Origin of the sequence: Pseudomonas sp. CFBP13528, from assembly GCF_005233615.1 — a bacterium.
Taxonomy (GTDB): Bacteria; Pseudomonadota; Gammaproteobacteria; order Pseudomonadales; family Pseudomonadaceae; genus Aquipseudomonas; species Aquipseudomonas fluorescens_AM.
The window spans coordinates 60,417-85,470 of record NZ_QGAJ01000014.1; the positions used below are offsets into that span (position 1 = coordinate 60,417).

The 25,054-nt window shown below is 61.5% G+C and carries 23 protein-coding genes; 13 read left to right on the forward strand and 10 right to left on the reverse strand.

The features are described 5' to 3' along the window. Positions 1-291, forward strand: a complete 291-nt coding sequence (locus tag PspCFBP13528_RS21530; RefSeq protein ID WP_137201458.1) for a PTS transporter subunit EIIB — start codon at positions 1-3, stop codon at positions 289-291. A 120-nt stretch (positions 292-411) separates the two neighbouring features. Here the strand turns inward: PspCFBP13528_RS21530 and mltF are convergent, their stop codons facing one another. Further along, positions 412-1,872, reverse strand: a complete 1,461-nt coding sequence (gene mltF / locus PspCFBP13528_RS21535) for a membrane-bound lytic murein transglycosylase MltF (protein ID WP_101219713.1) — start codon at positions 1,870-1,872, stop codon at positions 412-414. Positions 1,873-2,159: 287 nt separating this feature from the next. Here mltF and purL point away from each other — a divergent pair, with 287 nt between their 5' ends. The 7 genes from purL to PspCFBP13528_RS21570 all read left to right on the forward strand — a co-directional run bounded on the left by purL (position 2,160) and on the right by PspCFBP13528_RS21570 (position 9,938). Next, the gene (purL, locus tag PspCFBP13528_RS21540) at positions 2,160-6,056 is read left to right on the forward strand and encodes a phosphoribosylformylglycinamidine synthase (protein ID WP_137201490.1); all 3,897 of its coding nucleotides are present in this window, start codon (positions 2,160-2,162) and stop codon (positions 6,054-6,056) included. A 4-nt stretch (positions 6,057-6,060) separates the two neighbouring features. Then, positions 6,061-6,372, forward strand: a complete 312-nt coding sequence (locus PspCFBP13528_RS21545; protein WP_003193986.1) for an NIF3 1 — start codon at positions 6,061-6,063, stop codon at positions 6,370-6,372. A gap of 330 nt (positions 6,373-6,702) precedes the next feature. Then, positions 6,703-6,981, forward strand: coding sequence for a type II toxin-antitoxin system RelE/ParE family toxin (locus PspCFBP13528_RS21550; RefSeq protein WP_065951283.1), 279 nt, complete (start codon positions 6,703-6,705; stop codon positions 6,979-6,981). A gap of 14 nt (positions 6,982-6,995) precedes the next feature. Further along, positions 6,996-7,283, forward strand: a complete 288-nt coding sequence (locus PspCFBP13528_RS21555) for a HigA family addiction module antitoxin (RefSeq protein WP_057013199.1) — start codon at positions 6,996-6,998, stop codon at positions 7,281-7,283. Positions 7,284-7,634: 351 nt separating this feature from the next. Beyond that, a complete protein-coding gene (locus tag PspCFBP13528_RS21560) occupies positions 7,635-7,895 on the forward strand; it encodes a DUF6124 family protein (protein WP_137201459.1) in 261 nt (86 codons plus the stop codon). A 336-nt stretch (positions 7,896-8,231) separates the two neighbouring features. Beyond that, complete coding sequence (locus PspCFBP13528_RS21565) at positions 8,232-9,170, forward strand: pectate lyase (protein ID WP_137201460.1); 939 nt, start codon at positions 8,232-8,234, stop codon at positions 9,168-9,170. Positions 9,171-9,416: 246 nt separating this feature from the next. Next, positions 9,417-9,938, forward strand: a complete 522-nt coding sequence (locus PspCFBP13528_RS21570) for a hypothetical protein (RefSeq protein WP_137201461.1) — start codon at positions 9,417-9,419, stop codon at positions 9,936-9,938. Between the two features lie 195 nt (positions 9,939-10,133). On the opposite strand, the gene nagE is transcribed toward PspCFBP13528_RS21570, so the two are convergent. From nagE to PspCFBP13528_RS21605, 7 genes are all read right to left on the reverse strand, one after another. Next, positions 10,134-11,840, reverse strand: a complete 1,707-nt coding sequence (nagE, locus tag PspCFBP13528_RS21575) for an N-acetylglucosamine-specific PTS transporter subunit IIBC (protein WP_137201462.1) — start codon at positions 11,838-11,840, stop codon at positions 10,134-10,136. 26 nt (positions 11,841-11,866) lie between these two features. Next, a complete protein-coding gene (gene ptsP, locus PspCFBP13528_RS21580; protein WP_137201463.1) occupies positions 11,867-14,404 on the reverse strand; it encodes a phosphoenolpyruvate--protein phosphotransferase in 2,538 nt (845 codons plus the stop codon). 30 nt (positions 14,405-14,434) lie between these two features. Then, positions 14,435-15,457: an SIS domain-containing protein gene (locus tag PspCFBP13528_RS21585; protein WP_137201464.1), complete on the reverse strand. Its 1,023-nt coding sequence runs from the start codon at positions 15,455-15,457 to the stop codon at positions 14,435-14,437. Further along, a complete protein-coding gene (nagA, locus tag PspCFBP13528_RS21590) occupies positions 15,438-16,544 on the reverse strand; it encodes an N-acetylglucosamine-6-phosphate deacetylase (RefSeq protein ID WP_137201465.1) in 1,107 nt (368 codons plus the stop codon). Before nagA ends, PspCFBP13528_RS21585 begins: the two co-directional genes overlap by 20 nt. Before the next feature lie 10 nt (positions 16,545-16,554). Beyond that, on the reverse strand, positions 16,555-17,313 hold the full coding sequence (locus tag PspCFBP13528_RS21595) for a GntR family transcriptional regulator (protein WP_137201466.1): 759 nt from the start codon (positions 17,311-17,313) through the stop codon (positions 16,555-16,557). Positions 17,314-17,575: 262 nt separating this feature from the next. After that, entirely contained in the window at positions 17,576-18,079 is a 504-nt protein-coding gene (locus PspCFBP13528_RS21600; protein WP_101219722.1) for a L,D-transpeptidase family protein, read from the reverse strand. Positions 18,080-18,116: 37 nt separating this feature from the next. Next, positions 18,117-18,665, reverse strand: a complete 549-nt coding sequence (locus PspCFBP13528_RS21605; RefSeq protein ID WP_137201467.1) for an NUDIX hydrolase — start codon at positions 18,663-18,665, stop codon at positions 18,117-18,119. 146 nt (positions 18,666-18,811) lie between these two features. Here PspCFBP13528_RS21605 and PspCFBP13528_RS21610 point away from each other — a divergent pair, with 146 nt between their 5' ends. The 5 genes from PspCFBP13528_RS21610 (at position 18,812) to purT (ending at position 22,055) form a co-directional block, all read left to right on the forward strand. Continuing rightward, complete coding sequence (locus PspCFBP13528_RS21610; protein ID WP_017736785.1) at positions 18,812-19,414, forward strand: CoA pyrophosphatase; 603 nt, start codon at positions 18,812-18,814, stop codon at positions 19,412-19,414. Positions 19,415-19,449: 35 nt separating this feature from the next. Further along, complete coding sequence (locus PspCFBP13528_RS21615; protein WP_065951294.1) at positions 19,450-19,974, forward strand: gamma carbonic anhydrase family protein; 525 nt, start codon at positions 19,450-19,452, stop codon at positions 19,972-19,974. After that, positions 19,971-20,186, forward strand: a complete 216-nt coding sequence (locus PspCFBP13528_RS21620; protein ID WP_137201468.1) for a DUF1289 domain-containing protein — start codon at positions 19,971-19,973, stop codon at positions 20,184-20,186. The genes PspCFBP13528_RS21615 and PspCFBP13528_RS21620 overlap by 4 nt, the downstream gene beginning before the upstream one ends. A gap of 149 nt (positions 20,187-20,335) precedes the next feature. Beyond that, positions 20,336-20,803, forward strand: coding sequence for a VUT family protein (locus PspCFBP13528_RS21625; protein WP_101219724.1), 468 nt, complete (start codon positions 20,336-20,338; stop codon positions 20,801-20,803). Positions 20,804-20,873: 70 nt separating this feature from the next. Further along, positions 20,874-22,055 carry a formate-dependent phosphoribosylglycinamide formyltransferase gene (purT, locus tag PspCFBP13528_RS21630; RefSeq protein WP_065951296.1) on the forward strand — a complete coding sequence of 394 codons (1,182 nt, stop codon included), beginning with the start codon at positions 20,874-20,876 and terminating at the stop codon, positions 22,053-22,055. 85 nt (positions 22,056-22,140) lie between these two features. Here the strand turns inward: purT and PspCFBP13528_RS21635 are convergent, their stop codons facing one another. After that, positions 22,141-23,451: an MFS transporter gene (locus PspCFBP13528_RS21635; protein WP_065951297.1), complete on the reverse strand. Its 1,311-nt coding sequence runs from the start codon at positions 23,449-23,451 to the stop codon at positions 22,141-22,143. Positions 23,452-23,807: 356 nt separating this feature from the next. Next, positions 23,808-25,046 carry a transporter associated domain-containing protein gene (locus PspCFBP13528_RS21640; RefSeq protein WP_137201469.1) on the reverse strand — a complete coding sequence of 413 codons (1,239 nt, stop codon included), beginning with the start codon at positions 25,044-25,046 and terminating at the stop codon, positions 23,808-23,810. Positions 25,047-25,054: the final 8 nt, after the last annotated feature.

Sequence of the window (25,054 nt, forward strand, 5' to 3'; positions counted from 1 at the left end):
ATGTTCGAGAAATTGCAGCGGGCGTTCTGGAAAGCCCTGACGCCGGATCTGATTGCGGAAACGGTCGCGGCGCCGGCGGGGGAGAGCCTGTTACCGGTCGATGTGCTGAGCGCATTGGGCGGCGAGGCCAACCTCAGGTCGCAACAACGCGTGGCGCTGACGCGGGTGCGGGTGCAGTTGAAAGAGGCGGGGCGGTTGGATGAGTCAGCGCTGAAAGCGGCGGGCGTGCCGGGCGTCATGGTGTTGGCGGTGGGCGTGGTCCATCTGCTCACCGGTCTCCAAGCCAAGTAGAGGTCAAAATGTGGGAGGGGGCTTGCCCCCGATGGCGGTCTGTCAGTCAATCCATCCAGTGACTGACACTCCCTCATCGGGGGCAAGCCCCCTCCCACATTGCTCTATGGCGCATTGGGTTTACAGCTGCGGGGTTTCTTCCGGCGGCTTGGTCTTGTCCACACCCGGCACATGCAGGTTGCCTTCCACCACCTGGTTACCTTCCAGCTGCGGTTGGGTCACCCAGGTCAGAATGTCGTAGTAGCGCCGGATGTTCGCCACAAAATGCACCGGCTCGCCGCCCCGGGCATAACCGTAGCGCGTCTTGCTGTACCACTGCTTCTGCGACAGGCGCGGCAGCATTTTCTTCACATCCAGCCATTTGTTCGGGTTAAGGCCTTCCTTCTTGGCCAGAAGGCGCGCGTCGTCCAGGTGCCCGGTACCGACGTTGTAGGCCGCGAGGGCAAACCAGGTACGGTCGGGCTCGGCGATCTTGTCGTCCAGCTCGTCCTTGATCTTGGCCAGGTACTTGGCGCCGCCCATGATGCTTTGCCTGGCATCCAGACGATTGGACACACCCATTGCCTGGGCGGTGTTCTGGGTCAGCATCATCAAGCCGCGCACGCCGGTCTTGGATGTAACCGCCGGCTGCCACAGCGATTCCTGGTAGCCGATGGCCGCCAACAGTCGCCAGTCGACCTTTTCTTCCTTGGCGTAGGCGCGAAAGTGCTTCTCGTATTTGGGCAGGCGCTGTTGCAAATGCTGGGCGAAGGTATAGGCGCCGACATACCCCAGTACATCGACGTGCCCGTAATAGCGATCTTTCAGACGCTGGAGGGTGCCGTTCTTCTCGACCTTGTCCAGGTAACTGTTGATCTCGTTGAGCAGGCTGTTGTCAACGCCTGCGGCCACGGCCCAGCTCTGGTTGCTGGCATTGCCCAGATCGAACGCGACCCGCACGTTGGGGAAGTACACCTGGTTCATGGCGACTTCGTTGGAGTCCACCAGGGTCAGGTCGATTTGCCCTTCGTCGACCATGCGCAGCAGATCGACCACCTCAACGGCATCGGATTCTTCGTATTCGATGGCAGGGTTCTGTTTTTTAAGCGTCGCCAACTGCTCGGCGTGGGTGCTGCCCTTGAGCACCATGATCTTCTTGCCGACCAGGTCCGCCGCATTGGTCGGCCGTGACTGGCCGTTGCGGTAGATGATCTGCGGCGTCACTTCGAGGTACGGGTGGGAAAAGCGCACCTGCTGCTGGCGCTGCTCGCTGCTGACCAGGCCGGCGGCGGCGAGCACCGGACCGTTGGGCTTGCCCAACTGGCCGAACAGGTCATCGAGGTTGTCGGCGGTTTCGATTTCCAGCTTGACGCCCAGGTCATCGGCAAAGCGCTTGACCAGTTCGTATTCGAAACCGGTTTCACCGTTGCGGTCCTGGAAATAGGTAGCCGGGCTGTTCCGGGTAACCACCCGCAATACGCCATCCTCCTTGATTCGCTCGAGCGTGCTGGGTTTATCAACACAGGCGCTGAGCATCAGGAAGAGTCCGGTGACGATGAGCCATTTGGCGCATCGCGGGCGCAAAGCAGTTGGGGAGAACATCTGCGCAGTATACGCAAACGGCCCACGGCGCCATATCTCGACAGCGGCACACTTGTCTGCTAGTCGCTGCGAAACTGTGCTGCATCCCGCAGAAACGCGGCCTGGCGCGTGATTGTGACGGTTAAAATATCTGCGCCCGATGCCATGGAATGCCCCTCGACACCGCGCAAACCGTGCCAACTGACGTTCGGCAGCGGCCACCGGTAGCGTTTCGGGTGCCGTGGGCGAAGGTTTACGCTAGAATGCACGGCCTCAAAGCACACCCCCTTCCCGAGGCTGTCCCGAAGATGTTGATCCTGCGCGGCGCTCCTGCCCTTTCTGCCTTTCGCCACAGCAAACTCCTTGAGCAACTGAGCCAGAAGGTTCCAGCTGTTACAGGCCTGTATGCTGAATTTGCTCACTTCGCCGACGTAACCGGCGTCTTGACCGCCGACGAACAGCAAGTGCTCGCACGCCTTCTGAAGTACGGCCCAAGCGTTCCCGTTCAAGAGCCGACCGGCCGCTTGTTCCTGGTGCTGCCGCGGTTCGGCACCATCTCGCCGTGGTCGAGCAAGGCCAGTGACATCGCCCGCAACTGCGGCCTGGACAAAATCCAGCGCCTGGAGCGTGGTATCGCGTTCTACGTGGCCGGCCAGTTCAGCGATGCCGACGCCGAGCTGATCGTCAGCAGCCTGCACGATCGCATGACCCAGATCATCGTCAGCCAGCTGGAACAGGCTGCCGGGCTGTTCAGCCACGCCGAAGCCAGGCCACTGACGGCGATCGACCTGCTCGGCGGTGGCCGCGCCGCCCTCGAGAAGGCCAATACCGAACTGGGCCTGGCCCTGGCCGAAGACGAGATCGACTACCTGGTCAACGCCTTTACCGGCTTGAAGCGCAACCCCCACGACATCGAACTGATGATGTTCGCCCAGGCCAACTCCGAGCATTGCCGTCACAAGATCTTCAACGCCAGTTGGGACATCGACGGCCAGAGCCAGGAAAAAAGCCTGTTCGGCATGATCAAGAACACCTACGTGATGCACAGCGAAGGCGTTCTGTCGGCTTATAAGGACAACGCCTCGGTGATCGTCGGCTCCGTCGCCGGCCGCTTCTTCCCGGACCCGGAAACCCGCCAGTACGGCGCGGTGCAGGAGCCGGTGCACATCCTGATGAAGGTTGAAACCCACAACCACCCGACTGCGATTGCCCCATTCCCTGGCGCAGCTACCGGTTCGGGCGGCGAAATCCGTGACGAAGGTGCCACCGGCCGGGGCGCCAAGCCCAAGGCGGGCCTTACCGGGTTCACCGTGTCCAACCTGCAGATCCCAGGCTTCGAACAGCCATGGGAAGTGCCGTACGGCAAGCCCGAGCGCATCGTCACCGCGCTGGACATCATGATCGAAGGCCCGCTGGGCGGCGCCGCGTTCAACAACGAATTCGGGCGCCCGGCGCTGACCGGTTACTTCCGTACCTTCGAACAATCCATCACCACCCCCCGTGGCGATGAAGTGCGCGGCTACCACAAGCCGATCATGTTGGCCGGCGGCATGGGCAACATCCGTGAAGAACACGTCAAGAAAGGCGAGATCCTGGTCGGTTCCAAGCTGATCGTGCTCGGCGGCCCGGCGATGTTGATCGGCCTGGGTGGCGGCGCTGCCTCTTCCATGGCCACCGGCACCAGTTCGGCCGACCTCGACTTCGCTTCCGTACAGCGCGAAAACCCCGAGATGGAACGTCGCTGCCAGGAAGTCATCGACCGTTGCTGGCAGTTGGGTGACAAGAACCCGATCAGCTTCATCCACGACGTCGGCGCCGGTGGTTTGTCCAACGCCTTCCCGGAACTGGTCAACGATGGCGACCGTGGTGGCCGTTTCGAGCTGCGCAACATTCCAAACGACGAGCCGGGCATGGCCCCGCACGAAATCTGGAGCAACGAATCCCAGGAGCGCTACGTACTGGCCGTTGGCCCTGAAGACTTTGCGCGCTTCCAGGCCATCTGCGAACGCGAGCGCTGCCCGTTTGCCGTGGTCGGCGAAGCCACTGCCGAGCCGCAGCTTACTGTTACAGATAGCCACTTCGGCAACAGCCCGGTGGACATGCCGCTCGAAGTGCTGCTGGGCAAAGCCCCGCGCATGCACCGTTCGGCGGTACGTGAAAGCGAGCTGGGCGATGATTTCGACCCAAGCACGCTGGACTTGTCCGACAGCATCGAGCGCGTGCTGCACCACCCGGCCGTGGCGAGCAAAAGCTTCCTGATCACCATCGGCGACCGCACCATCACCGGTCTGGTTGCCCGTGACCAAATGGTCGGTCCGTGGCAGGTGCCGGTAGCCGACGTTGCCGTCACCGCCACCAGCTTCGACGTCTACACCGGTGAAGCCATGGCCATGGGCGAGCGTACGCCGCTGGCCCTGCTGGACGCTCCGGCGTCGGGCCGCATGGCCATCGGTGAAACCCTGACCAATATCGCGGCCTCGCGCATCGGCAAGCTGTCCGACATCAAACTGTCGGCCAACTGGATGTCCGCTGCCGGCCACCCGGGTGAAGATGCACGCCTCTACGACACGGTCAAAGCCGTCGGCATGGAGCTGTGCCCTGAGCTGGGTATCACCATTCCGGTGGGCAAGGACTCCATGTCCATGGCCACCCGTTGGAACGAGGACGGCACCGACAAGAGCGTCACCTCGCCGCTGTCGTTGATCGTCACCGGTTTCGCGCCGGTCACTGACATCCGCCAGACCCTGACCCCGCAATTGCGCATGGACAAGGGCACCACCGATCTGATCCTGATCGACCTGGGCCGTGGCCAGAACCGCATGGGCGCCTCGATACTGGCGCAGACTCACGGCAAGCTCGGCAGACACGCGCCGGATGTCGACGACGCCGAAGACCTCAAAGCGTTCTTTGCCGTGATCCAGGGCTTGAATGCCGACGGTCACGTGTTGGCATACCACGACCGTTCCGACGGTGGTTTGCTGACCAGCGTCGTGGAAATGGCCTTCGCCGGTCACTGCGGCCTGAACATCGTGCTCGACAGCGTTGCCGAGGATGCCGCCGAGATCAACGGCATCCTGTTCAACGAAGAGTTGGGGGCGGTGATCCAGGTGCGCCAGGACGCTACCCCGGATGTGCTCGCACAGTTCAGCGCCGCCGGCCTGGACGACTGCGTGGCGGTGATTGGCCAGCCAATCAACAACGGTGAAGTCAATATCTCCTTCAATGGCGACACCGTATTTGCCGGCCAGCGCCGTCTGCTGCAACGCCAGTGGGCAGAGACCAGTTATCAGGTCCAGCGCCTGCGCGACAACGTCGACTGCGCCGAGCAGGAATTCGACGCGATCCTGGAAGAAGACAATCCGGGCCTGAGCACCATGCTCAGCTTCGACGTCAACCAGGACATCGCCGCGCCCTACATCAAGAAAGGCATCCGCCCACAGGTTGCCGTGCTGCGTGAGCAGGGCGTCAACGGCCAGGTGGAAATGGCGGCGGCGTTCGACCGTGCCGGGTTCAATGCGATCGACGTGCACATGAGCGACATCCTCGCCGGTCGCGTCGACCTCAACGAGTTCAAAGGCCTGGTGGCCTGCGGTGGTTTCTCCTACGGCGACGTGCTGGGTGCCGGCGAAGGCTGGGCCAAGTCGGCCCTGTTCAACAGCCGCGCCCGCGACGCGTTCCAGGGTTTCTTCGAGCGCAACGACAGCTTCACCCTGGGCGTGTGCAACGGTTGCCAGATGATGTCCAACCTCAGCGAACTGATCCCGGGCAGCGAGTTCTGGCCGCACTTTGTGCGTAACCGTTCCGAGCAGTTCGAAGCCCGTGTCGCCATGGTGCAGGTGCAGGAATCCAACTCGATCTTCCTGCAGGGCATGGCCGGTTCGCGCATGCCAATCGCCATCGCCCACGGCGAAGGCCATGCCGAGTTCGCCAGCGAAGAAGCGCTGCTCGAAGCTGACCTGTCCGGCACCGTGGCCCTGCGCTTTGTCGATAACCACGGCAAAGTCACCGAAAGCTACCCGGCCAACCCGAACGGCTCGCCGCGCGGGATCACCGGCCTGACCAGCCGCGACGGTCGCGTCACCATCATGATGCCGCACCCGGAGCGCGTATTCCGCGCCGTGCAGAACTCGTGGCGCCCGGAAGAGTGGAACGAAGACGGCGCCTGGATGCGCATGTTCCGCAACGCCCGTGTGTGGGTGAACTAAGGCCGTGTACAAGCTCGCCTTCTTCGTACCCGACAGCCACGTGGAGACGGTGAAAACCGCCGTCTTCGCCGCCGGCGGCGGGCGCATCGGCGACTACGACAGCTGCGCCTGGCAAGTGCTGGGCCAGGGCCAATTCCGCGCGCTGGACGGCAGCCAGCCGTTTATCGGGCAGGTGGGCCAGGTTGAAGTGGTTGAGGAATGGAAGGTTGAGCTAGTGGTGGCGGATGAGTTGATTGTGGCTGTAGTGGCTGCTTTGAAGCTGAGCCATCCGTATGAGACACCGGCGTATGAGGTGTGGCAGTTGGCGGATTTTTAATCGGCTGGCTGCATAAACAAGCAACCCGCTGGGCCAGTTTGGCCAGCGGGTTTTTTGTTGCCTTTCAAGGCCTCATCGGGGGCAAGCCCCCTCCCACATTCAACTGCATTCCAACGATGAAACTCGGTCAACTGTGGGAGGGGGCTTGCCCCCGATGGCGTCCGCCCAGGCGCCTCAGACCTTTCCGACAAGCCTTTCAGGTTGTCCCTCGGAACCTGTCTTCCTAGCCTATCGGTTTGAATTTTCTAGGCGGTGCAGTGATATGAGTCTGACGATCAAGACCGATATGCGGTTATTGCAGAGTGTGATGTATCACATCACAATCGCACCATGATCGTTAGTTGGAAACATAAAGGCCTTCGTGTTTTTTATGAAACTGGCTCAACCAAAGGGATCAATGCGAACCATGCAAATCGCTTGCGCCGTGTCTTGCTGATTTTAGACAGTGCGAGTCACTGGAGCGATCTGGAACTGCCAGGTTGGCGCTTCCATCGCTTGAAGGGAGACCTTGTAGACTATTGGTCGGTGAGCATCACTGGCAACTGGCGAATCATATTTCGTATGTTCGACGATCAGGTCGAGCTGGTCGACTATCTCGATTACCACTGAGAAGGGGTCTGTTTATGGGTATGCACAATCCTCCTCACCCAGGAGAAATACTGCTTGAGGATGTTATTCCGGGGCTCGGAATGACCATCACTGAAGTGGCAAGGCGCCTGGGTTTCGCCAGGGAGACCTTTTCCAGAATTCTTCACGGACACGCGCCGGTCAGTCCTGATCTGGCGGTACGGCTGGAGCGCGCTGGCATCAGTAAAGCTCAGATGTGGCTCTCAATGCAGAGCAGCTATGACCTGTGGCAGGCAGAACATCGAGAACAGCCTGTTATTGAGCGGTTTGCTCGGGTTGAGTAAATGAGGTCAAAGAGCCCGGCTTAGACCGGGTTTTTGTTGCGTGCTGGATCTACATCTCTCGGAGATTTCCGACAAGCCTTTCAGGTTGTCCGTCGGAACTCGCACAACTAACCTTCGCCAGTCGCTGCCAATTCAGCGACCGGGACTGCAAGCCCGCCGAAATAATGTTAGGAGCTCGGAAGCGCCGCTATAATCGTGGCGCTTTTCATGGTCATCGTTTTCTGGTGGCTGTGCGCGGGAGACCTTTGGGTCTGCCGAGGTGCTCCTGACTCGGTCTTGCAGACCCGCGCACAGCTGCCACCCATCATCTGCAAGTGATGCTGACAGCTCCTATTTTTCAGGAGTTTTACCATGAGCCCAAACCCCCCATCTGATTCCCCGCCCACCGACCAAATCTTCACCGTCCTGACCCACCTGAACAGCGAAACCCTGCTCGCCAACGCCTCTCAAGACCTGGCATCGGTACAGGCACTGGCGAGTAATCTGGCATTTGATGTCGACGGTCCCCAGCGTGATGCCGTGCTGGGTATTCATCGAATGGTGGAGGGCATTCAGTTGATGGTGGAACGGGTGCTGGATCTTCGCGAAGTGTCAGCAGCCACCGCCAACTGATCATTCCCGCGCGGAGCATGGCGACGATCAATACTGCGTTGACAAGAAACCCGCTGGGCCAGTTTGGCCAGCGGGGTTTTTGTTGGCTGTAACGACCCTGTCGCGAGCAAGCCCGGCTCTCATGTTTGAGCGCATGGACATGGTGTATATCCATCCACGCTTGACGCCATTTCTTTCACATGGCACTGTATAAATGTACAGTATATGGGGTGTTCGGCAATACCTGACGTTCAGTCGGTTGCGCCGCCAATCATCCCACTGTGCACATGACCAGGACGGTCATGTTTCATTCTTGACCCGATCATCGGGTCCCATGTTGAAAGAGAGGGAACTCCTATGTCTTATCCAGAAAGCAAACTCACCGGCATGACCGGCTTCGCCAAAGCCGCTAAGGTCACTGGCGGCTGGTCCGGTCCGGTTGTCAGCATCACTAACCTGGATCAGCTCAAAACCAATATTGCCGGTTCCACACCCCGCGTGCTGGTGATCAATAGCAATATCTCGGCGTCCAGTTTGACCAAGGTCTCCATGGGTTCAAATAAAACCCTGGTCGGTTCGTTCCAGAACCGCACGCTCAACAACATTCACTTGCGTGCGACACCTGAGTCGCAAAACATCATTTTTCAGAACATCGTTTTCCAGCACTCGGCGGGTATCAAGGCCAATGATGATATCCAGCTGTACCTCAACTACGGCAGCAAGTACTGGATCGATCACTGCTCCTTTGTCGGCCATGACTGGTCCGCCAACGATGGCAGCCTCGACAAGCTGTTATACATCGGCGACAAGGCCGACTACGCGACCATCAGCAACTGTTTTTTCGGCAACCACAAGTATGGCCTGATCCTGGGCCACCCGAGCGATGACAACAACACAGCCTTCAATGGTTTCCCACGGCTGACTATTTGCCATAATCGCTTCGAGAATATGGAAGTGCGCGCACCGGGGTTGATGCGTTATGGCTACTTCCATGTCTATAACAACTACATCAACAAGTTTCATCTCGGCTTTACGCTGGCGCAAAACGCCAACATTCTTTCCGAGAACAACAACTTTGGCGAAGGCAGCGCAAGCAACGGCATGTTGGATGATAAAGGCAACGGTACGTTTACCGATATTGGCAGCGTGCCTGCTATCACGAATCAGAAGTCGCCCAAAGCGCAGTGGACCGCCTCGTCCAATTACACCTACACCTTGAGGACCGCCGCGCAGGCAAAGGATTTCACCGTCAAGAATGCGGGGGCCCAGTCGGTAAGCCTGGTATTCGGTGACTAAAGCCTGGAAGCTCAGCCACCCCGGTGAGATACCGGCGTGACGTGTGGCAGTTGGCGGATTTCTAATCTGTGGGCTGCATAAACAAGAAACCCGCTGGGCCAGTTTGGTCAGCGGGTTTTTTGTTGGCTGTCAGGGCCTCATCGGCGTCGTGACAGGCGCCCCCGATCTTTCTGACAATACCCAGCGGTTGCCGCTCGGAATCAGCCCCATTAGTTTGATCGACTCATTTAAGCTGAGCCACACCTCATGGACGATACCGAACACCTCAATCGCGAAAGCGACTTTCAAGAAACCCTCAAAGACGCTAGACAAGACGAAACCGTCATCTGGAATAAAGTCCAACAAGTCAGTTCCCACAGCCATGTCGCACTCTGTCTTTTGAACGGCACTGCACGCACATTTGAACTCACTGCTGCCAGCTGGGACATCGGTGCTGCGCCAGAGGCATACCTCCTCCATCCTTGGAGCTATCTGACATTCGTTCTGCGAGCACAAATACCTGTCTTTGCCCGAGGACGAGTGTCTACCCAGGCCACACACCGCTTTACCTATAAAAGTGGTGACCAATCCTTCGAGTTCTCGACCTGGCTCAAGGTCAGGAAAAAATACCAATCCTTCTCTTTTGCACCGGATACCGTCGCTCAAAGAGAGCACTCAGTTCGCTCCACCGGTAAAGCCCAGTTGCTTTGTTTTTCAGCGATTACCCAAGCCATGGCCAATCTGCCCTATCACTACGCGGTGGCTGTCAGTCTTGGGGGGCAATACTGAGGCTACCGAAATTGTTGATGGGTCGGAGATTGTCGAAACCCGCTAGCCCAGTTTGGCCAGCGGTTTTTTTGTTGGCGGTTCTGGCCTCATCGGGGGCAAGCCCCCTCCCTCATTTTGATCGGTGCCGGACTTGGCAATGCGGTCAAGTGTGGGAGGGGGCTTGCCCCCGATGAGGCCAGAACAACCACGACATCTCTAAACCCTGGCGGCGACCTCACGGCCACTGACCAACCGCTCCAACGCCTCACCCAACCCGGATGCCCTGTCGCCCATCAACAGATGCCAAACACCGCTGTCGAGCTGACTTACCCCTTGGCAGCCCAGCGCAGTGAGCTGAGCCTCAGACAACCGCGAATCATCCCCCAACTCCACCCGCAACCGGGTCATCGCCACTGCTTCCAGCTGGCGCACATTCTCTCGACCACCCAGCGCGCTCAGCCATTTCTCGGCCTCCTGCACATGCACCGTCACTGGCTTATCCACAGGCGCAACCGCTGCAGGCGCTGCCGCAACAAACCCCGGCATGGCCAAGCGAATTTCATCAGCAATGCTATCGGCCATGGGCCCGACGACCACCTGCAAGCTGCCGCCATTACCTGGCCGTACGACAGCCATGGCGCCCAGCGCTTTGAGTTCAGCATCCACCGCCTTGTTGCGATCCACCATGTCCAAGCGCAGCCGCGTGGTGCAAGCACCCACACTCAGCAAGTTCTCAGCACCGCCCAGCGCCTGGATGTAGGCCGTCGCACGCTGGTTGTCGCTCATGGCCTCGGCCTGCACCACCTGGATATCTTCACGACCCGGCGTCTTGAGGTTGAAGCGGCGGATGCAGTAGGTGAACACCGAGTAGTAGATCAGCGCGTAAGCCAAGCCAACCGGGAACACCAGCCAGCCATTGGTGGATTTGCCCCAACCGAGCACCATGTCGATAAACCCTCCGGAGAAGGTAAAGCCGAGATGGATATTCAACAGGTTGGTGAGCGCCATCGACAGGCCAGTCAGCAGTGCGTGGATCAGGTACAGGAACGGCGCCAGGAACATGAACGCAAATTCAATCGGTTCCGTCACGCCGGTCAGGAATGAGGTCAGTGCCATCGACAGGAAAATCCCGCCCATCACTTTACGGCGCTCCGGCAACGCATTGCGGTACATCGCCAGGCACGCGGCGGGCAGGCCGAACAGCATCACCGGGAACATGCCGGTCATGAATTGGCCGCCTTTCGGGTCGCCGGCGAAGTAGCGGGTCAGGTCGCCGGTCACCACCGCGCCGGTTGCCGGGTCGGTGAAGGTGCCAAACACGAACCACGCCATATTGTTGAGGATGTGGTGCAGGCCGGTGACGATCAGTAAACGGTTGAACACGCCAAACACGAAGGCGCCCAGGCTGCCGCTTTCCATCAGCAACACGCCGAAGCTGTTGATGCCGTGCTGGATCGGCGGCCAGATCAAACCAAAGATCACGCCCAGGCCCACCGCCGAAAAGCCGGTGACAATCGGCACAAAGCGTCGCCCGCCAAAGAACGCCAGGTACTCCGGCAGCTTGATGTCCTTGAAGCGGTTATACAGCGCGCCCGCCATCAGGCCACTGGCGATACCGGCGAGCATGCCCATGTTGATCGAGGTGTCCATCACCTTGAGTGTGGAGATCATCACCAGGTAGCCAATCGCCCCCGCCAGGCCGGCCGTGCCGTTGTTGTCGCGGGCAAAGCCCACGGCGATGCCGATGGCGAAGATCAGCGCCAGGTTGGCGAAGATCGCCTGCCCGGCATCGTGCATCACCGCGATGTTGAGCAAATCGGTGTCGCCCAGGCGCAGCAACAGGCCGGCGATCGGCAGGATCGCAATCGGCAGCATCAGGGCGCGGCCCAGGCGTTGCAGGCCTTCGATGAAATGTTGGTACATGGCGTGTCTCCCTATTCTTGTTGTTGTCAGCTCAGCGGCCAGTGGTGTTGACAGGCGTGGCGAACGGCCTTGGCGCTGCTCAGGTCAAGCAGCGTCTGGCTCAGTTGCCGGCATTGCGCCGCGTCCAGGTGACGGACGCGGTCCTTGATTTCGCCGATCTGCGGCGGGCTTACCGACAGTTCGCTGACACCCAGGCCGACCAGTACCGGCGTGGCCAGCGGGTCGGAGGCCAGGGCGCCGCACACGCCGACCCAACGCCCGTGTTTTGCCGCACCGGCGCAGGTCTGGGCGATCAGCCGCAGCAAGGCTGGATGCAGCGCGTCGACGCGGGCAGCCAAGCCTGCGTGGTCGCGATCCATGGCCAGGGTGTACTGGGACAGGTCATTGGTGCCGATGGACAAAAAGTCCGCGTGTTCGGCCAACTGCTCAGCCATCAGCGCGGCGGCCGGCACTTCGATCATCACACCCAGTTCGGGGCGCTGCGTCAGGTTCAGTTCCACGCACAGTTGATCCAGGCGTTGGCGGATCTGCAGCAGTTCGTCCACCTCGCTGACCATCGGCAACAGGATGCGGCAACGCGCCAGCGGCGAGACTTGCAACAGGGCGCGCAGTTGCTGGTCGAGCAGTTCCGGGCGCACCTGGGCCATGCGAATGCCGCGCAGGCCCAACACCGGGTTGGCTTCGACAGGCAGCGGCAGGTAGTCGAGCTGCTTGTCACCGCCCACATCAATGGTGCGAATGATCACGGACTTGTCGCCCATCGCATCCAGCACGGCCTGATAAGCCTGGCGCTGTTCCTGTTCATCCGGTGCGGTGCGGCGGTCGACGAACAGAAATTCGGTGCGCAGCAAACCGACGCCATCGGCGCCATTTTCAAATGCGTGCCGGGCCTCGTTGCTGGAGGCGACGTTGGCGGCGACTTCAATGCTCACGCCATCGGTGGTGCGTGCCGGTTGTTGCGCCTGGGCGTGTTGCTGCTGGCGACGGAGCTTCTGCGCGTCGCGAATCTGGTGGACTTCAGCATGACGCGCGTCACTGGGGGCCAGTTCCAGCCGGCCATTGACGGCGTCCAGCACCACACGCTGGCCCTGAGGCACATCCAGCACCTCGGCACCCAGCGCGACCACGCAGGGCAAACCTTTACCCCGCGCAAGAATGGCGACGTGTGACGTGGCGCCGCCTTCGGCCATGCAGATACCCACAGCCCGCTGCTCACTCAACTGCAGCAGATCTGACGGCGTCAGTTCATGGGCACTGACGATCGACCCGGCAGGCAGTTCAAAGTGCCAGGCCTCGCCCAGCAAGGCGCGCAGTACGCGTTGTTGCAGGTCGCGCAGATCGTTGGCGCGCTCGGCAAACAACGGCTTGCCCAGTGCCAGCAGCACCGCGCACTGGGCCTGGATCGCATCGCGCCAGGCGTGGGTGGCAGCGCTGCCGTGTGTGATGGCGGCGGTGGCCGCTTCCAGCAGCGCCGGGTCTTCGAGCAGCGCGAGGTGGGCGGCGAAGATGTCTTCCTCCTCGACGTTCTTGCGTTGGCGGGCATGGTCGAGGGTGCTGCGGATTTCATCGCGCACCTGCTGCAGAGCCGTGTCGAGGCGCTGTTGTTGGTCGTCGGCCGAATGGTTGCCGGTGTCTTCCGGCAGCTCGATGCCGGTCAGGCGAAACAGCGGCCCGCACACCAGGCCGGGCGCTGCACAAACGCCTTGCAACACATCGGCTTCCACACTGGCACGACGGGGCGCAGCAGCGGCCACCGGCGCGTGATGGACTTCGCTGACTGCCACGGACAATGCCGCGATCAACCCTTGCAACGCGGCCTCGGCGTCCTTGCCACGGCAACTCACGCGCACTTCGTCGCCTTCGCCAATGCCCAGGCCCATCAAGCCAATCAGGCTGTCGCACGATGCCGACTTGTCAGCGAAGTGCAGGTGCGACTGGCTGCTGAAGCCCTGGGCCGTCTTACGAATCAAGGCGGCGGGGCGGGCATGCAAACCGCCACGGTGGGTGATGCGCACGCTGGCGCTGGCTTCTGAGTCGGCTTCGGAGTCGGCTTTTGAGTTGTAGTTATCCACAGCTGCTTGAACGGTGCTGGTCGCGCGCGCGGCAATCTGCAGCAATGGCTCTCCGACCTTGACCGTTTTCAGCGCCAAAGGCGTCAGTTCAAAGCGATCACTGTTGGTCAGGATGATCAGGCTCACCAGGCTCTTGCACTGACGCGCAATGCGGTCCAGGTCAAACTGCACCAGCGCCTGGCCCTGGCTCACCCGTGCGCCTTCCTTGACCAGCAAGGCAAAGCCTTCGCCATTGAGTTCCACGGTGTCGATGCCCACATGCATCAGCACCTCGGCACCGTTGTCGGCGCGCAGGGTCAGGGCGTGCCCGGTGCGGGCGACATGGATGATCACGCCGTCACAGGGTGCCTGCAGACAGTCGTTCAATGGGTCGATAGCGATACCGTCGCCCATGGCGCCGCTGGCGAACACTTCGTCGGGGACGCTGTTCAGGGCCAGCACCGGTCCACTCAAGGGGGCGCTGAGGGTCAGTCGATTATTGTTGTTGGACATGGGCACGGTACTCATCAGGAAAACGCCGCTTTAGTGGGTGCGGGTGACTTTGCTCAGGTGGCGCGGCTGGTCCGGGTCCATGCCCCGGGCCTCAGCCAGGCCGGCGGCCATCACGTAGAAACTCTGGATCGCCAGGATCGGGTCCAGGCTCGGGTGTTCGGCGCGGCTCAGGGTCAGGTCGCGTTCGGCGATATCGTCCGGCGCGGCCAGCAGCACCCGGGCACCGCGTTGACGCATATCGGCGGCCAGGCTCAACAGCCCGGCCTGCTCGGCGCCCCGTGGGGCGAACACCAGCAGGGGGTAGTTCTCGTCGATCAGCGCCATCGGCCCATGGCGCACCTCGGCGCTGCTGAAAGCTTCGGCCTGGATCGCCGAAGTTTCCTTGAGCTTGAGCGCGGCTTCCTGGGCGACGGCGAAACCGGCGCCACGGCCGATCACCATCAAGCGCTGGCTGCCTTTGAGGGCGTCGACGGCCAGGCGCCAATCCTGTCTGGCGGCGTCGCGCAGGCCATCGGGCAGGGCCTGGCAGGCTTGCAGCAGGTCGGTTTCCTGGTTCCAGTGGCCGATCAACTGCGCGCTGGCGCTGAGGGTGGCGATAAAACTCTTGGTCGCGGCCACGCTGAGTTCCGGCCCGGCGCACAGCGGCACATGGAATTCACACGCGGCTTCCAGCGGCGAGTCTTCGGCATTCACCAACGAAATGCTCAAGGCCCCGCGTTTGCGCAACAGGCGCAGGCTGTTGACCAAGTCCGGGCTCTGCCCCGACTGGGAGAACCCGAACGCCACCTGGCCGCTGACTTTCATTGGCGCCTGCAACAGGGTCACCACCGACATCGGCAATGACGCCACCGGAATGCCCACATGCTGCATGGCCAGGTAGGCGAAGTAGCTGGCGGCATGGTCCGAGCTGCCGCGGGCGATGGTCATCGCCACTTGCGGCGGCTGGCGGCGCAGGCGACCGGCGACTTCCGTCAGCAGCGGGTCCAGGCGTTGCAGTTGTGCGGCGACGGCGTCGCAGGAGGCCAGGGCCTCTTCAAGCATTTTTGAAGTCAATGGTTTCTCCTTCGACCATTACGTCGGTGAGTGTCAGGGAGCGGTCCAGGCGCACGCAGTCGGCGAAGCTGCCGGGTTGCAGGCGGCCGCGCGCTTCCAGGCCCAGGTAGTCCGCGGGAAATTGCGACAAGCGTTGTGAGGCTTCGCTGACAGGCAGGCCGATTTTCACCAGGTTGCGCAGCGCCTGGTCCATGGTCAGGGTGCTGCCGGCCAGGGTGCCGTCGGCCAGGCGTACACCGCCCAGGCATTTGGTCACGGTGTGGCTGCCCAGCTTGTATTCGCCATCGGGCATGCCGGCGGCGGCGGTGGAGTCGGTGACGCAATACAGGCACGGGATCGAGCGCAGTGCCACGCGCATGGCACCGGGATGCACATGAAGCAAGTCCGGGATCAACTCGGCGTATTGGGCATGGGCCAGCGCGGCGCCGACGATGCCCGGCTCGCGGTGATGCAGCGGGCTCATGGCGTTGTACAAATGCGTGAAGCTGGTAGCGCCGGCGGCGAGGGCGGCGACGCCTTCTTCATAGCTGCCCAGGGTATGGCCGATCTGCATGCGCACGCCGCGTTCGCTGAGGGCGCGGATCAATGCATCGTGGCCGGCGATTTCCGGGGCGATGGTAATCACCCGGATCGGCGCCAGGCGCAGGTAGGCTTCGACTTCCGCCATCAACGCGGTGTGGGCGAAGTTGGGTTGGGCGCCGAGTTTGCCCGGATTGATGTAAGGGCCTTCCAGGTGCACACCCAATACCCGGGCGCTGCCCGTCGGACGTTGTTCGCAAAACCTGCCGAGTTCACCGAGGACGCTGGTGATTTCTTCCACCGGCGCCGTCATGGTGGTGGCCAGTAGCGAGGTGGTCCCAAACCGCACGTGGGTACGGGTAATGGTCTCGAAAGCGTGCGCACCTTCCATGATGTCCGCACCGCCGCCGCCGTGCACATGCAGGTCGATAAAGCCCGGCAGCAGGTAGGGCAGGTCGTTGTCGGCCGGGTCGCACGGCGTGCCTTCAATGGCGACCACCTTGCCGTGCTCGTGCACCAGGCGGCCGCGCATCCAGCCGCTGGGCGTGAGGATATTGTCTTCTGACATGGGCAGTTCTCTAGATTCGCAATTCGGCGGAATAGTCATGACGGCGCAGCTCTGCGACAAAGTCGTAGTAGTCGTTGCGGCAGTAGGTGTCGGTGATTTCAATCGGCGTGTTGTCGGCGGTGTAGCCCACGCGGGTCATCAGCAGCATGGCGGTGCCGGGGGCGATGCCCACCAGCTTGGCGAACTCGTCCGAGGCATTGATCGCCTGGATATGCTGCAGGGCGCGCACGATGGGCTTGCCGATGCCTTCCAGGTATTCGTACAGCGAATTGCCGATGGCTTGCGGCTGTGGCAGTACCGAGGCGGGCATGGCGGTCATTTCAATCGCCATCACCGTGTCATCGGCTTTGCGCAGACGCTTGAGGCGCGCCACTTTGTCGGTAGGCGACAGGCACAGGCGGATCAGCTCTTCGTGGGTTGGCGGGGTGATATCGCGTTCCAGCCATTGGGAAGTGGGTACAAAGCCTTTGAGCCGCAACATTTCGCTGAACCCCGACAGGCGCGACAACGGTTGTTCCAGGCGCGGCGTGATAAAGGTGCCGGAGCCCTGGCTGCGGCGGATCAGGCCCTGGGCAAGCAACACCTCCAGCGCTTTGCGGGCGGTCACCCGCGAGATGCCCAACTGCTCGCTGAGGGCGCGTTCCGAGGGCAGGGCCTGCTCGGATTTCCACTGGCCGGCATGGATCGCCGCTTCAAGGTTGCGGGCCAGTTGCAGGTACAGCGGCGTGGATTGCTTGTCGTCGGGGCGCAAGGCCAGGATGGGGTTCATCTGTCAGGTTTCCGATGCGTTATTGGAATGTTGTCGCCCGGTAATGGCCGGAAATTAATACCACTTAAATACCATGTCAATGCTACCAAAACGGTGCGCGCCCCGGTTTCAGGGCTCCTTAACGGTGCCTGGTATCAAGTGGTATTAGAGAGGTCTTTATTGCGCGCACAAACGCACAGCCTGCGCGGTGAACTGGTATTCACCGGCAGGCGCTGCTTGAGGGCAGGAAATATTTTCGAATTATTTTACGAGCGGTCGCCGATCAGGGCCGAATCTCGATCAGGGTGCCGTCCTTGACCAGGCTCCAGACTTCGCGCATGTCCACATTGCGCATGCCGATGCAGCCGTCGGTCCAGTCCAGGGTGTGGAACCACTGCTCCGGGTAGTCTTCGGTGTCGGGCGTGCCGTGGATCATGATCATGCTGCCCGGTTTAACCCCTTCGCGGCGCGCGCGGGCGGCGTCGCTGATATTGGGGTAGGAGATGTGCATGGCCAGGTTGAAGCGCTCGCTGGTCTTGCGCCAGTCGATCCAGTAGAAGCCTTCAGGCGTGCGACGGTCGCCCTCGATCAGTTTGTGGCCTTTCGGGTTTTTACCCAGGGATATGCGATAGGTCTTGAGGGGCTTGCCGTCGTTGATCAGTTGCAACTGATGGGCGGATTTGAGCACCAAAACTTTTTCGACAGGTTTGCCGCCGAGGGTTTCCACCGTGGAGGCCGAGGACAGGGCAGCGAACAACACACAGATCAGAGCAAGCAACCAACGCATTGAAACGATTTCCCTTTGGCGACGATTGGCCGGCTTGTTATTGGGCGGGCTTGGACAGGGGAGGCACGGACTCGCTGCGCACCGGGAACAGCTGTTGCGCACGGTCAGCGAAGAAGCATTCTAAGGTACGCCCGACCGTGCGGAAAGCCAGCTCGGACCAAGGGATATCGGCGTGTGCGAACAGCTTCACTTCCAGGCTTTCCTGGCCTGCGGCGAAGTCCAGGTCGGCCAGCTCGGCGCGATAGAAAATATGCACCTGGTTGATGTGCGGCACATTGATCAGGGTATAGAGGCGCAGGTTGCGCACGCGGGCGCAGGCTTCTTCCAGGGTTTCGCGCATGGCGGCCTGTTCCACGGTTTCGCCGTTTTCCATAAAACCGGCGGGCAGGGTCCAGTACCCCAGGCGTGGCTCGATGGCGCGGCGGCACAGCAGCACTTTGTCTTCCCAGACCGGCACGGTACCGGCGACGATATTGGGGTTCTGATAGTGAATGGTCGAGCAGTGGTCGCACACATAGCGCAGGCGTGCGTCGCCTTCGGGAATGCGTTGGGTGACCGTTTTACCGCACTGGCTGCAGAAGTTCATGCTGGGGTTCCTGGAAAGTGGGCCTATCTTGGCTTGGCAGGCAGGGCCCTGCAAGTTGTCGTTTAGCGACACACCGGCGGTTTTGGGGTTGGGCGCCCGTGCGCTTTGGTGCATGATGCAAGGTAGCCAACAGATCGAGATGACTCATGCTGGACGAGCTACTTCGCCGGGTAAGCAATCACACCCCCCACACCCTGGAGACTGACGGGCGTTTCCCCGAGGCCGCGGTGCTGGTACCGATTACCCGCAGCGACGAACCCGAGCTGATCCTGACCCTGCGCGCCAGTGGCCTGTCGACCCATGGCGGCGAAGTGGCCTTTCCCGGCGGGCGCCGTGACCCCGAAGACCCGGACCTGATCTTTACAGCCCTGCGCGAAGCCGAAGAAGAAATCGGCCTGCCGCCGGGGCTGGTCGAGGTCATTGGCCCCTTGAGCCCGCTGATCTCCCTGCACGGCATCCGTGTAACGCCCTACGTGGGCGTGATCCCCGACTATGTCGAGTACCTGGCCAACGACGCCGAAATTGCAGCTGTCTTCAGCGTCCCCCTGGAGTTCTTTCGCCAGGACCCCCGCGAGCACACCCACCGCATCGACTATCAGGGCCGCAGTTGGTATGTGCCAAGCTACAGGTTCGGCGAATACAAGATCTGGGGCCTGACGGCAATCATGATCGTCGAGCTGATCAACCTGCTCTATGACGACGCCAAGATCAGCCTGCACCAGCCACCCAAGAGCTTCATCAATATCTAAGCCAGCCTTTGAATGGCAAGCCGTGAGGGACAACCATGAAATACCGCCTGGGCGATGCCCGCGTCGAGACTCATCCACAAAGCTGGGTAGCACCCAATGCCACGCTGGTGGGCAAGGTCAAGCTGGAGGAGGGCGCCAACGTCTGGTTCAACGCGGTATTGCGTGGCGACAACGAACTGATCCTGATCGGCAGGAACAGCAATGTGCAGGACGGCAGCGTGATGCACACCGACATGGGCTACCCGCTGACTCTCGGCACCGGCGTGACCATCGGCCATAACGCCATGCTGCACGGCTGCACTGTCGACGACTACAGCCTGATCGGCATCAACGCGGTGGTTCTCAATGGCGCCAGAATTGGCAAGCACTGCATCATCGGCGCAAACTCGCTGATCGGCGAAGGCAAGGAAATTCCCGATGGCTCGCTGGTGATGGGTTCGCCGGGCAAGGTGGTACGTGAGCTGACCGAGGCGCAGAAACGTATGCTCGAAGCCAGCGCCGCGCACTATGTGCATAATTCGCAGCGGTATGCGCGTGATCTGGTTGAGCAGGAGCAATGAGTGCAGTTGAACGGCCTGTGGCCTCGCCTTGCGTGAGCATTTGCGCGTTGGACGAGGACGATATCTGCACCGGTTGTCAGCGTACGGTTGACGAGATTACGCGTTGGAGTCGCATGGACAACGCCGAACGCCGGGTGGTGTTGGGGTTGTGTCATGAGCGGGCGGTGGCCAGTGGTTTAGTGTTTATGGCTTCTGGCAAATCCGGCGCCTGATAGACCGCCATCGGGGGCAAGCCCCCTCCCACCTTTTTGATCTGTGAACACAGTCAAGTGTGGGAGGCGGCTTGCCCCCGATGAGGCCCTTCCAGACGGCCTCCCTGTAATTGTGTACTCTGTGCGGCATCACCCACAGGCCCATCCCCATGCTCTTCCTGATCGCCTATATCAGCAGCGTCGTGCTGATCAACTTCGCCTTCTCCACCGCCCCGCACCTGGACGTGATCTGGTCCGCCTGGGGTGGCCTGGTCTTCATCCTGCGCGACATGGTGCAAACCCGCTTCGGCCACGGTGCGATCATCGCCATGCTGGCGGCGCTGGTGCTGTCGTATATCACTTCCGATCCGTCCATCGCCCTGGCCAGCGCCACGGCGTTCGCGGTGTCCGAATGCATCGACTGGCTGGTGTTCAGCATCACCCGGCGCCCGCTGCACGATCGCCTGTGGATCAGTTCGGCGCTGAGCATTCCCCTGGATACCTTTATTTTCTTCGGCCTGATCGGTGCGCTGACGCCGGCGGTGGCGGGCACGGCGCTGGTGTCGAAATTCGCCGGGGTCACCGTGGTGTGGCTGGTAATGGTCTGGCGCATCCGCCGGCGCGCCGTCGCCAACTGAGGCCAATTTTTACAGTTCATGTAAAATGCCGGCCTTTCTCCCCCATGATCCGCTCCCCTGAGGACCTGAGATGACCCGAATCGGAACTCCATTGTCGCCAACCGCGACCCGCGTTTTGCTGTGTGGCTGCGGTGAGCTGGGCAAGGAAGTGGTAATCGAGCTGCAGCGCCTGGGCGTTGAAGTGATTGCCGTGGATCGCTACGCCAACGCGCCCGCCATGCAGGTGGCGCACCGCAGCCACGTGATCAACATGCTCGACGGCGCCGCCCTGCGCGCCGTCATCGAGGCGGAGAAGCCGCACTTCATCGTGCCGGAAATCGAAGCGATCGCCACGGCGACCCTGGTCGAGCTGGAAGCCGAGGGATTCACCGTGATCCCGACCGCGCGCGCCACCTCGCTGACCATGAACCGTGAAGGCATCCGTCGCCTGGCCGCCGAAGAGCTGGACCTGCCGACCTCGCCGTACCACTTCGCCGATACCTTCGAAGACTACAGCAAGGCCGTGCAGGACCTGGGTTTCCCGTGTGTGGTCAAGCCGGTGATGAGTTCGTCGGGCAAGGGCCAGAGCCTGTTGCGCAGCGCTGACGATGTGCAGAAAGCCTGGGACTACGCGCAGGAAGGCGGGCGGGCCGGCAAGGGCCGGGTGATCATCGAAGGCTTTATCGACTTCGACTACGAAATCACCCTGCTGACCGTGCGCCATATCGGCGGCACTACGTTCTGCGCGCCGGTCGGCCATCGTCAGGAGAAGGGCGACTACCAGGAATCCTGGCAGCCCCAGGCCATGAGCCCGGTTGCCCTGGCCGAGTCCGAGCGGGTTGCCAAGGCGGTGACCGAAGCCTTGGGCGGTCGTGGTCTGTTTGGCGTGGAACTGTTCATCAAGGGCGATCAGGTGTGGTTCAGCGAAGTCTCGCCGCGCCCCCATGACACCGGCCTGGTGACCCTGATTTCCCAGGACCTGTCGCAGTTTGCCCTGCACGCCCGCGCCATCCTCGGCTTGCCGATTCCGTTGATCCGCCAGTTCGGGCCTTCGGCTTCGGCGGTGATTCTGGTGGAAGGGCAGTCGACCCAGACCGCATTCGCCAACCTGGGCGCCGCGTTGAGCGAGCCGGATACGGCGTTGCGTCTGTTTGGCAAGCCTGAAGTCAATGGCCAGCGTCGCATGGGCGTAGCGCTGGCGCGGGATGAGTCGATTGCAGCGGCTCGGGCCAAGGCGACCCGGGCTTCCCAAGCCGTTGTGGTCGAGCTTTAAAAGCATCGGGGGCAAGCCCCCTCCCACATGTTGATGTGTGAACGCATTCAAGTGTGGGAGGGGGCTTGCCCCCGATAGCGGTCTATCAGGCGACCTTGTTCAAATCATTATCCCGCGTCTCTTTCAAACACAGCACCGCAATCAAACTCAGCAACGCTGCCGCCGACACATACCCCCCGACGTAACTCAGTCCGCCCATCGCCACCAGCTTGGTCGCGAAAAACGGTGCCGCCGACGCGCCCACGATTCCCCCCAGGTTATATGCCGCCGAAGCGCCGGTATAACGCACGCGGGTCGGGAACAGTTCCGGCAGCAGCGCACCCATCGGCGCGAAGGTTACGCCCATCAGGAACAGCTCCAGCGCCAGGAACAGCGCCACGGCCCAGGTCGAACCGTGGGTCAGCAGCGGCTCCATGGTAAAACCCGACAGAATCGCCAGGATCGCGCCGACAATCAGCACCGGCTTGCGCCCGTAGCGGTCGCTGGCCAGCGCCGCCAATGGCGTCGCCAGGCCCATGAACAGCACCGCGAAACACAACAGGCCGAGGAAGGTTTCACGACTGTAGCCGAGGGTCGACACCCCGTAACTCAGGGAAAACGCCGTGGTGATGTAGAACAGCGCATAGCACACCACCATCGACGCGGCGCCCAGCAATACCGGCAGCCAATGCTGGCTGAACAGCTCCACCAACGGCACCTTCACCGGTTTTTCATGGGCCACGGCATTGGCGAAAACGGGCGTCTCGTGCAGCTTGAGCCGTGCGTACAGGCCCACCATCACCAGCGCCGCGCTGAGGATGAACGGAATGCGCCAGCCCCAGCTGCGGAACTGCTCGTCGTTCAGGCTCATGGCCAAAATCAGGAACAAACCATTGGCCGCCAAAAAGCCAATCGACGGGCCCAGTTGCGGGAACATGCCGAACCAGGCGCGTTTGCCTTTGGGCGCGTTCTCGGTCGCCAGCAAGGCCGCGCCGCCCCATTCCCCGCCCAGGCCCAAGCCCTGGCCGAAGCGCAATACACACAGCAGGATCGGTGCCCAGGCGCCAATGCTGTCGTAGCCGGGCAGCAAACCGATCAGGGTGGTACACACGCCCATCAGCAGCAGCGAGGCCACCAGCGTCGACTTGCGTCCGATACGGTCGCCAAAGTGGCCGAACAGCGCCGAGCCCAGCGGGCGGGCAATAAACGCGATGCCGAAGGTCAGGAACGACGCCAGCATCTGCGCGGTGCCGGACGTCTGCGGGAAGAACACCGGGCCGATCACCAGCGCGGCAGCCGTGGCGTAGATATAAAAGTCGTAGAACTCGATGGCGGTGCCGACGATGCTCGCGGTCGCCACGCGAGCCGTCGAGTTGGTCGGGGCAGCGGTTGCCGCCTCGTTATAGGTGGTGCTCATGGCGGTAATCCCTGACGGTCATTGCGCGTTTGGACGCGGATTATTATTGGTCGTACACCCATGGATCAGGGGTGTGCTCGGAGCGGCTCGGGATGGGAGCAAACACCGGTCAGACAGGGTAAAGCGCTGCCTGGACGCGCTGAGTGCGGGTAGCACGCGGTCGGGCGGGGCTTGGGTAAGCCGCAGGGATTATAGGAAGGGGTGTGGAATTACAACAAGTGGTTGGAGTAACACCGATCCAGTGTGGGAGGGGGGCTTGCCCCCGATAGCGGTGTATCAGCCACCTGATGCAGTGACTGGCATTCTGTTATCGGGGGCAAGCCCCCTCCCACATTGGATTGTGGTTTATCAGAACGTCAGGCGGCGACGGGCACATGGCTGGTATGCCAGATCAGTACCTTGCTTACCCGGTTGTCCTCGGTCTCGAGGATTTCCAGGCGATAACGGCCAATTTTCAGGCATACCGCGCAGTCCGGGATAGTCTCCAGCGCTTCGGTCACCAGGCCGTTGAGGGTCTTGGGGCCGTCGCTGGGCAGGTGCCACCCCAGGCTTTTGTTCAGTTCACGGATCGAAGCCGCGCCGTCGATGATATAGCGGCCGTCCGGCTGGGCTTCGATGTGCGGGTTATCCACAGTCTGGTCGCTTTCGAATTCGCCGACGATTTCTTCCAGGATGTCTTCCAGGGTAACGATGCCCAGCACTTCGCCGTACTCGTCCACCACCATGCCCAGGCGGCGCTGCTGCTTGTGGAAATTGAGCAGTTGCAGCTGCAACGGCGTGCTTTCCGGCACGAAGTAGGGTTCGTGGCAGGCGGCCAGCAGCGCTTCCTTGGTCAGGCTGGCGTCGGCCAGCAGGTGCCGGATCTGCCGTGTGTTGAGCACCGCTTCAACCTGGTTGATGTCGCTGTGGAACACCGGCAACCGCGTGCGCTGGGAAGTGCGCAGTTGCTCGATGATGTCCTCGATCGCGTCATCCAGGTTGATGCCGTCCACTTCGCTGCGTGGCACCAGGATGTCATTGACGGTGATGTTGTCCAGAGCATGGATGCCAGGCATGCCGGGCATAGGCTCTTCATCGGCATCATGTTGCGGTTCGTCGTTAGGGTCGGACGAAGGCTCGTCGCTGTTTCTCACCACGCCGGTCTTGCGCGAGAACGGGCGCAGCAACATCAGGCTGATGGCATTGAGCAGCCAGGCAACGGGATAAAGGATTTTCAGCGGCACCCCCAGCAGCGCATTGCCGAAACCCAGTATGGCGTGCGGATAGCGGGTAGCCAGGGCGCGGGGCAGGTAATCGGCGAGGATCAGCAGCACTGCGCAGGCGATCAGCCCGCCGAGCCATGGCCCGTTCTGTGCCCAGGCATGGATCGCCAGCAGTGTGCAGAGAATGACCACCGCTGCGCGGCACAGGCTGTTGCACAGGATCAGGCTGTGGCGCGGAAAGCTCAGGCGTGCGGCAGCCTTGTCACCCTGGCGTGTGCCCGGGCGCAGGGCCAGCAGGTGTTGTTGTGCGGCCTCGATGGCGGTAAACAGCGCCGCCCATAAAACCAGCAGGGCAATTACGGCGAGCATCGGCCCAAGGGGCAAGTTGTCCATGATCGCCG

Coding starts and splice junctions, on each gene's coding strand:
- mltF (WP_101219713.1), bottom strand. CDS start 1,872: ATGTTCTCCCCAACTGCTTTGCGCCCGCGATGCGCCAAATGGCTCATC.
- PspCFBP13528_RS21625 (WP_101219724.1), top strand. CDS start 20,336: ATGCTCTTCCTGATCGCCTATATCAGCAGCGTCGTGCTGATCAACTTC.
- purL (WP_137201490.1), top strand. CDS start 2,160: ATGTTGATCCTGCGCGGCGCTCCTGCCCTTTCTGCCTTTCGCCACAGC.
- PspCFBP13528_RS21620 (WP_137201468.1), top strand. CDS start 19,971: ATGAGTGCAGTTGAACGGCCTGTGGCCTCGCCTTGCGTGAGCATTTGC.
- PspCFBP13528_RS21550 (WP_065951283.1), top strand. CDS start 6,703: ATGATCGTTAGTTGGAAACATAAAGGCCTTCGTGTTTTTTATGAAACT.
- PspCFBP13528_RS21605 (WP_137201467.1), bottom strand. CDS start 18,665: ATGAACTTCTGCAGCCAGTGCGGTAAAACGGTCACCCAACGCATTCCC.
- PspCFBP13528_RS21565 (WP_137201460.1), top strand. CDS start 8,232: ATGTCTTATCCAGAAAGCAAACTCACCGGCATGACCGGCTTCGCCAAA.
- PspCFBP13528_RS21570 (WP_137201461.1), top strand. CDS start 9,417: ATGGACGATACCGAACACCTCAATCGCGAAAGCGACTTTCAAGAAACC.
- PspCFBP13528_RS21595 (WP_137201466.1), bottom strand. CDS start 17,313: ATGAACCCCATCCTGGCCTTGCGCCCCGACGACAAGCAATCCACGCCG.
- PspCFBP13528_RS21610 (WP_017736785.1), top strand. CDS start 18,812: ATGCTGGACGAGCTACTTCGCCGGGTAAGCAATCACACCCCCCACACC.
- nagE (WP_137201462.1), bottom strand. CDS start 11,840: ATGTACCAACATTTCATCGAAGGCCTGCAACGCCTGGGCCGCGCCCTG.
- ptsP (WP_137201463.1), bottom strand. CDS start 14,404: ATGTCCAACAACAATAATCGACTGACCCTCAGCGCCCCCTTGAGTGGA.
- PspCFBP13528_RS21555 (WP_057013199.1), top strand. CDS start 6,996: ATGGGTATGCACAATCCTCCTCACCCAGGAGAAATACTGCTTGAGGAT.
- PspCFBP13528_RS21560 (WP_137201459.1), top strand. CDS start 7,635: ATGAGCCCAAACCCCCCATCTGATTCCCCGCCCACCGACCAAATCTTC.
- PspCFBP13528_RS21635 (WP_065951297.1), bottom strand. CDS start 23,451: ATGAGCACCACCTATAACGAGGCGGCAACCGCTGCCCCGACCAACTCG.
- PspCFBP13528_RS21530 (WP_137201458.1), top strand. CDS start 1: ATGTTCGAGAAATTGCAGCGGGCGTTCTGGAAAGCCCTGACGCCGGAT.
- purT (WP_065951296.1), top strand. CDS start 20,874: ATGACCCGAATCGGAACTCCATTGTCGCCAACCGCGACCCGCGTTTTG.
- PspCFBP13528_RS21615 (WP_065951294.1), top strand. CDS start 19,450: ATGAAATACCGCCTGGGCGATGCCCGCGTCGAGACTCATCCACAAAGC.
- PspCFBP13528_RS21600 (WP_101219722.1), bottom strand. CDS start 18,079: ATGCGTTGGTTGCTTGCTCTGATCTGTGTGTTGTTCGCTGCCCTGTCC.
- nagA (WP_137201465.1), bottom strand. CDS start 16,544: ATGTCAGAAGACAATATCCTCACGCCCAGCGGCTGGATGCGCGGCCGC.
- PspCFBP13528_RS21640 (WP_137201469.1), bottom strand. CDS start 25,046: ATGGACAACTTGCCCCTTGGGCCGATGCTCGCCGTAATTGCCCTGCTG.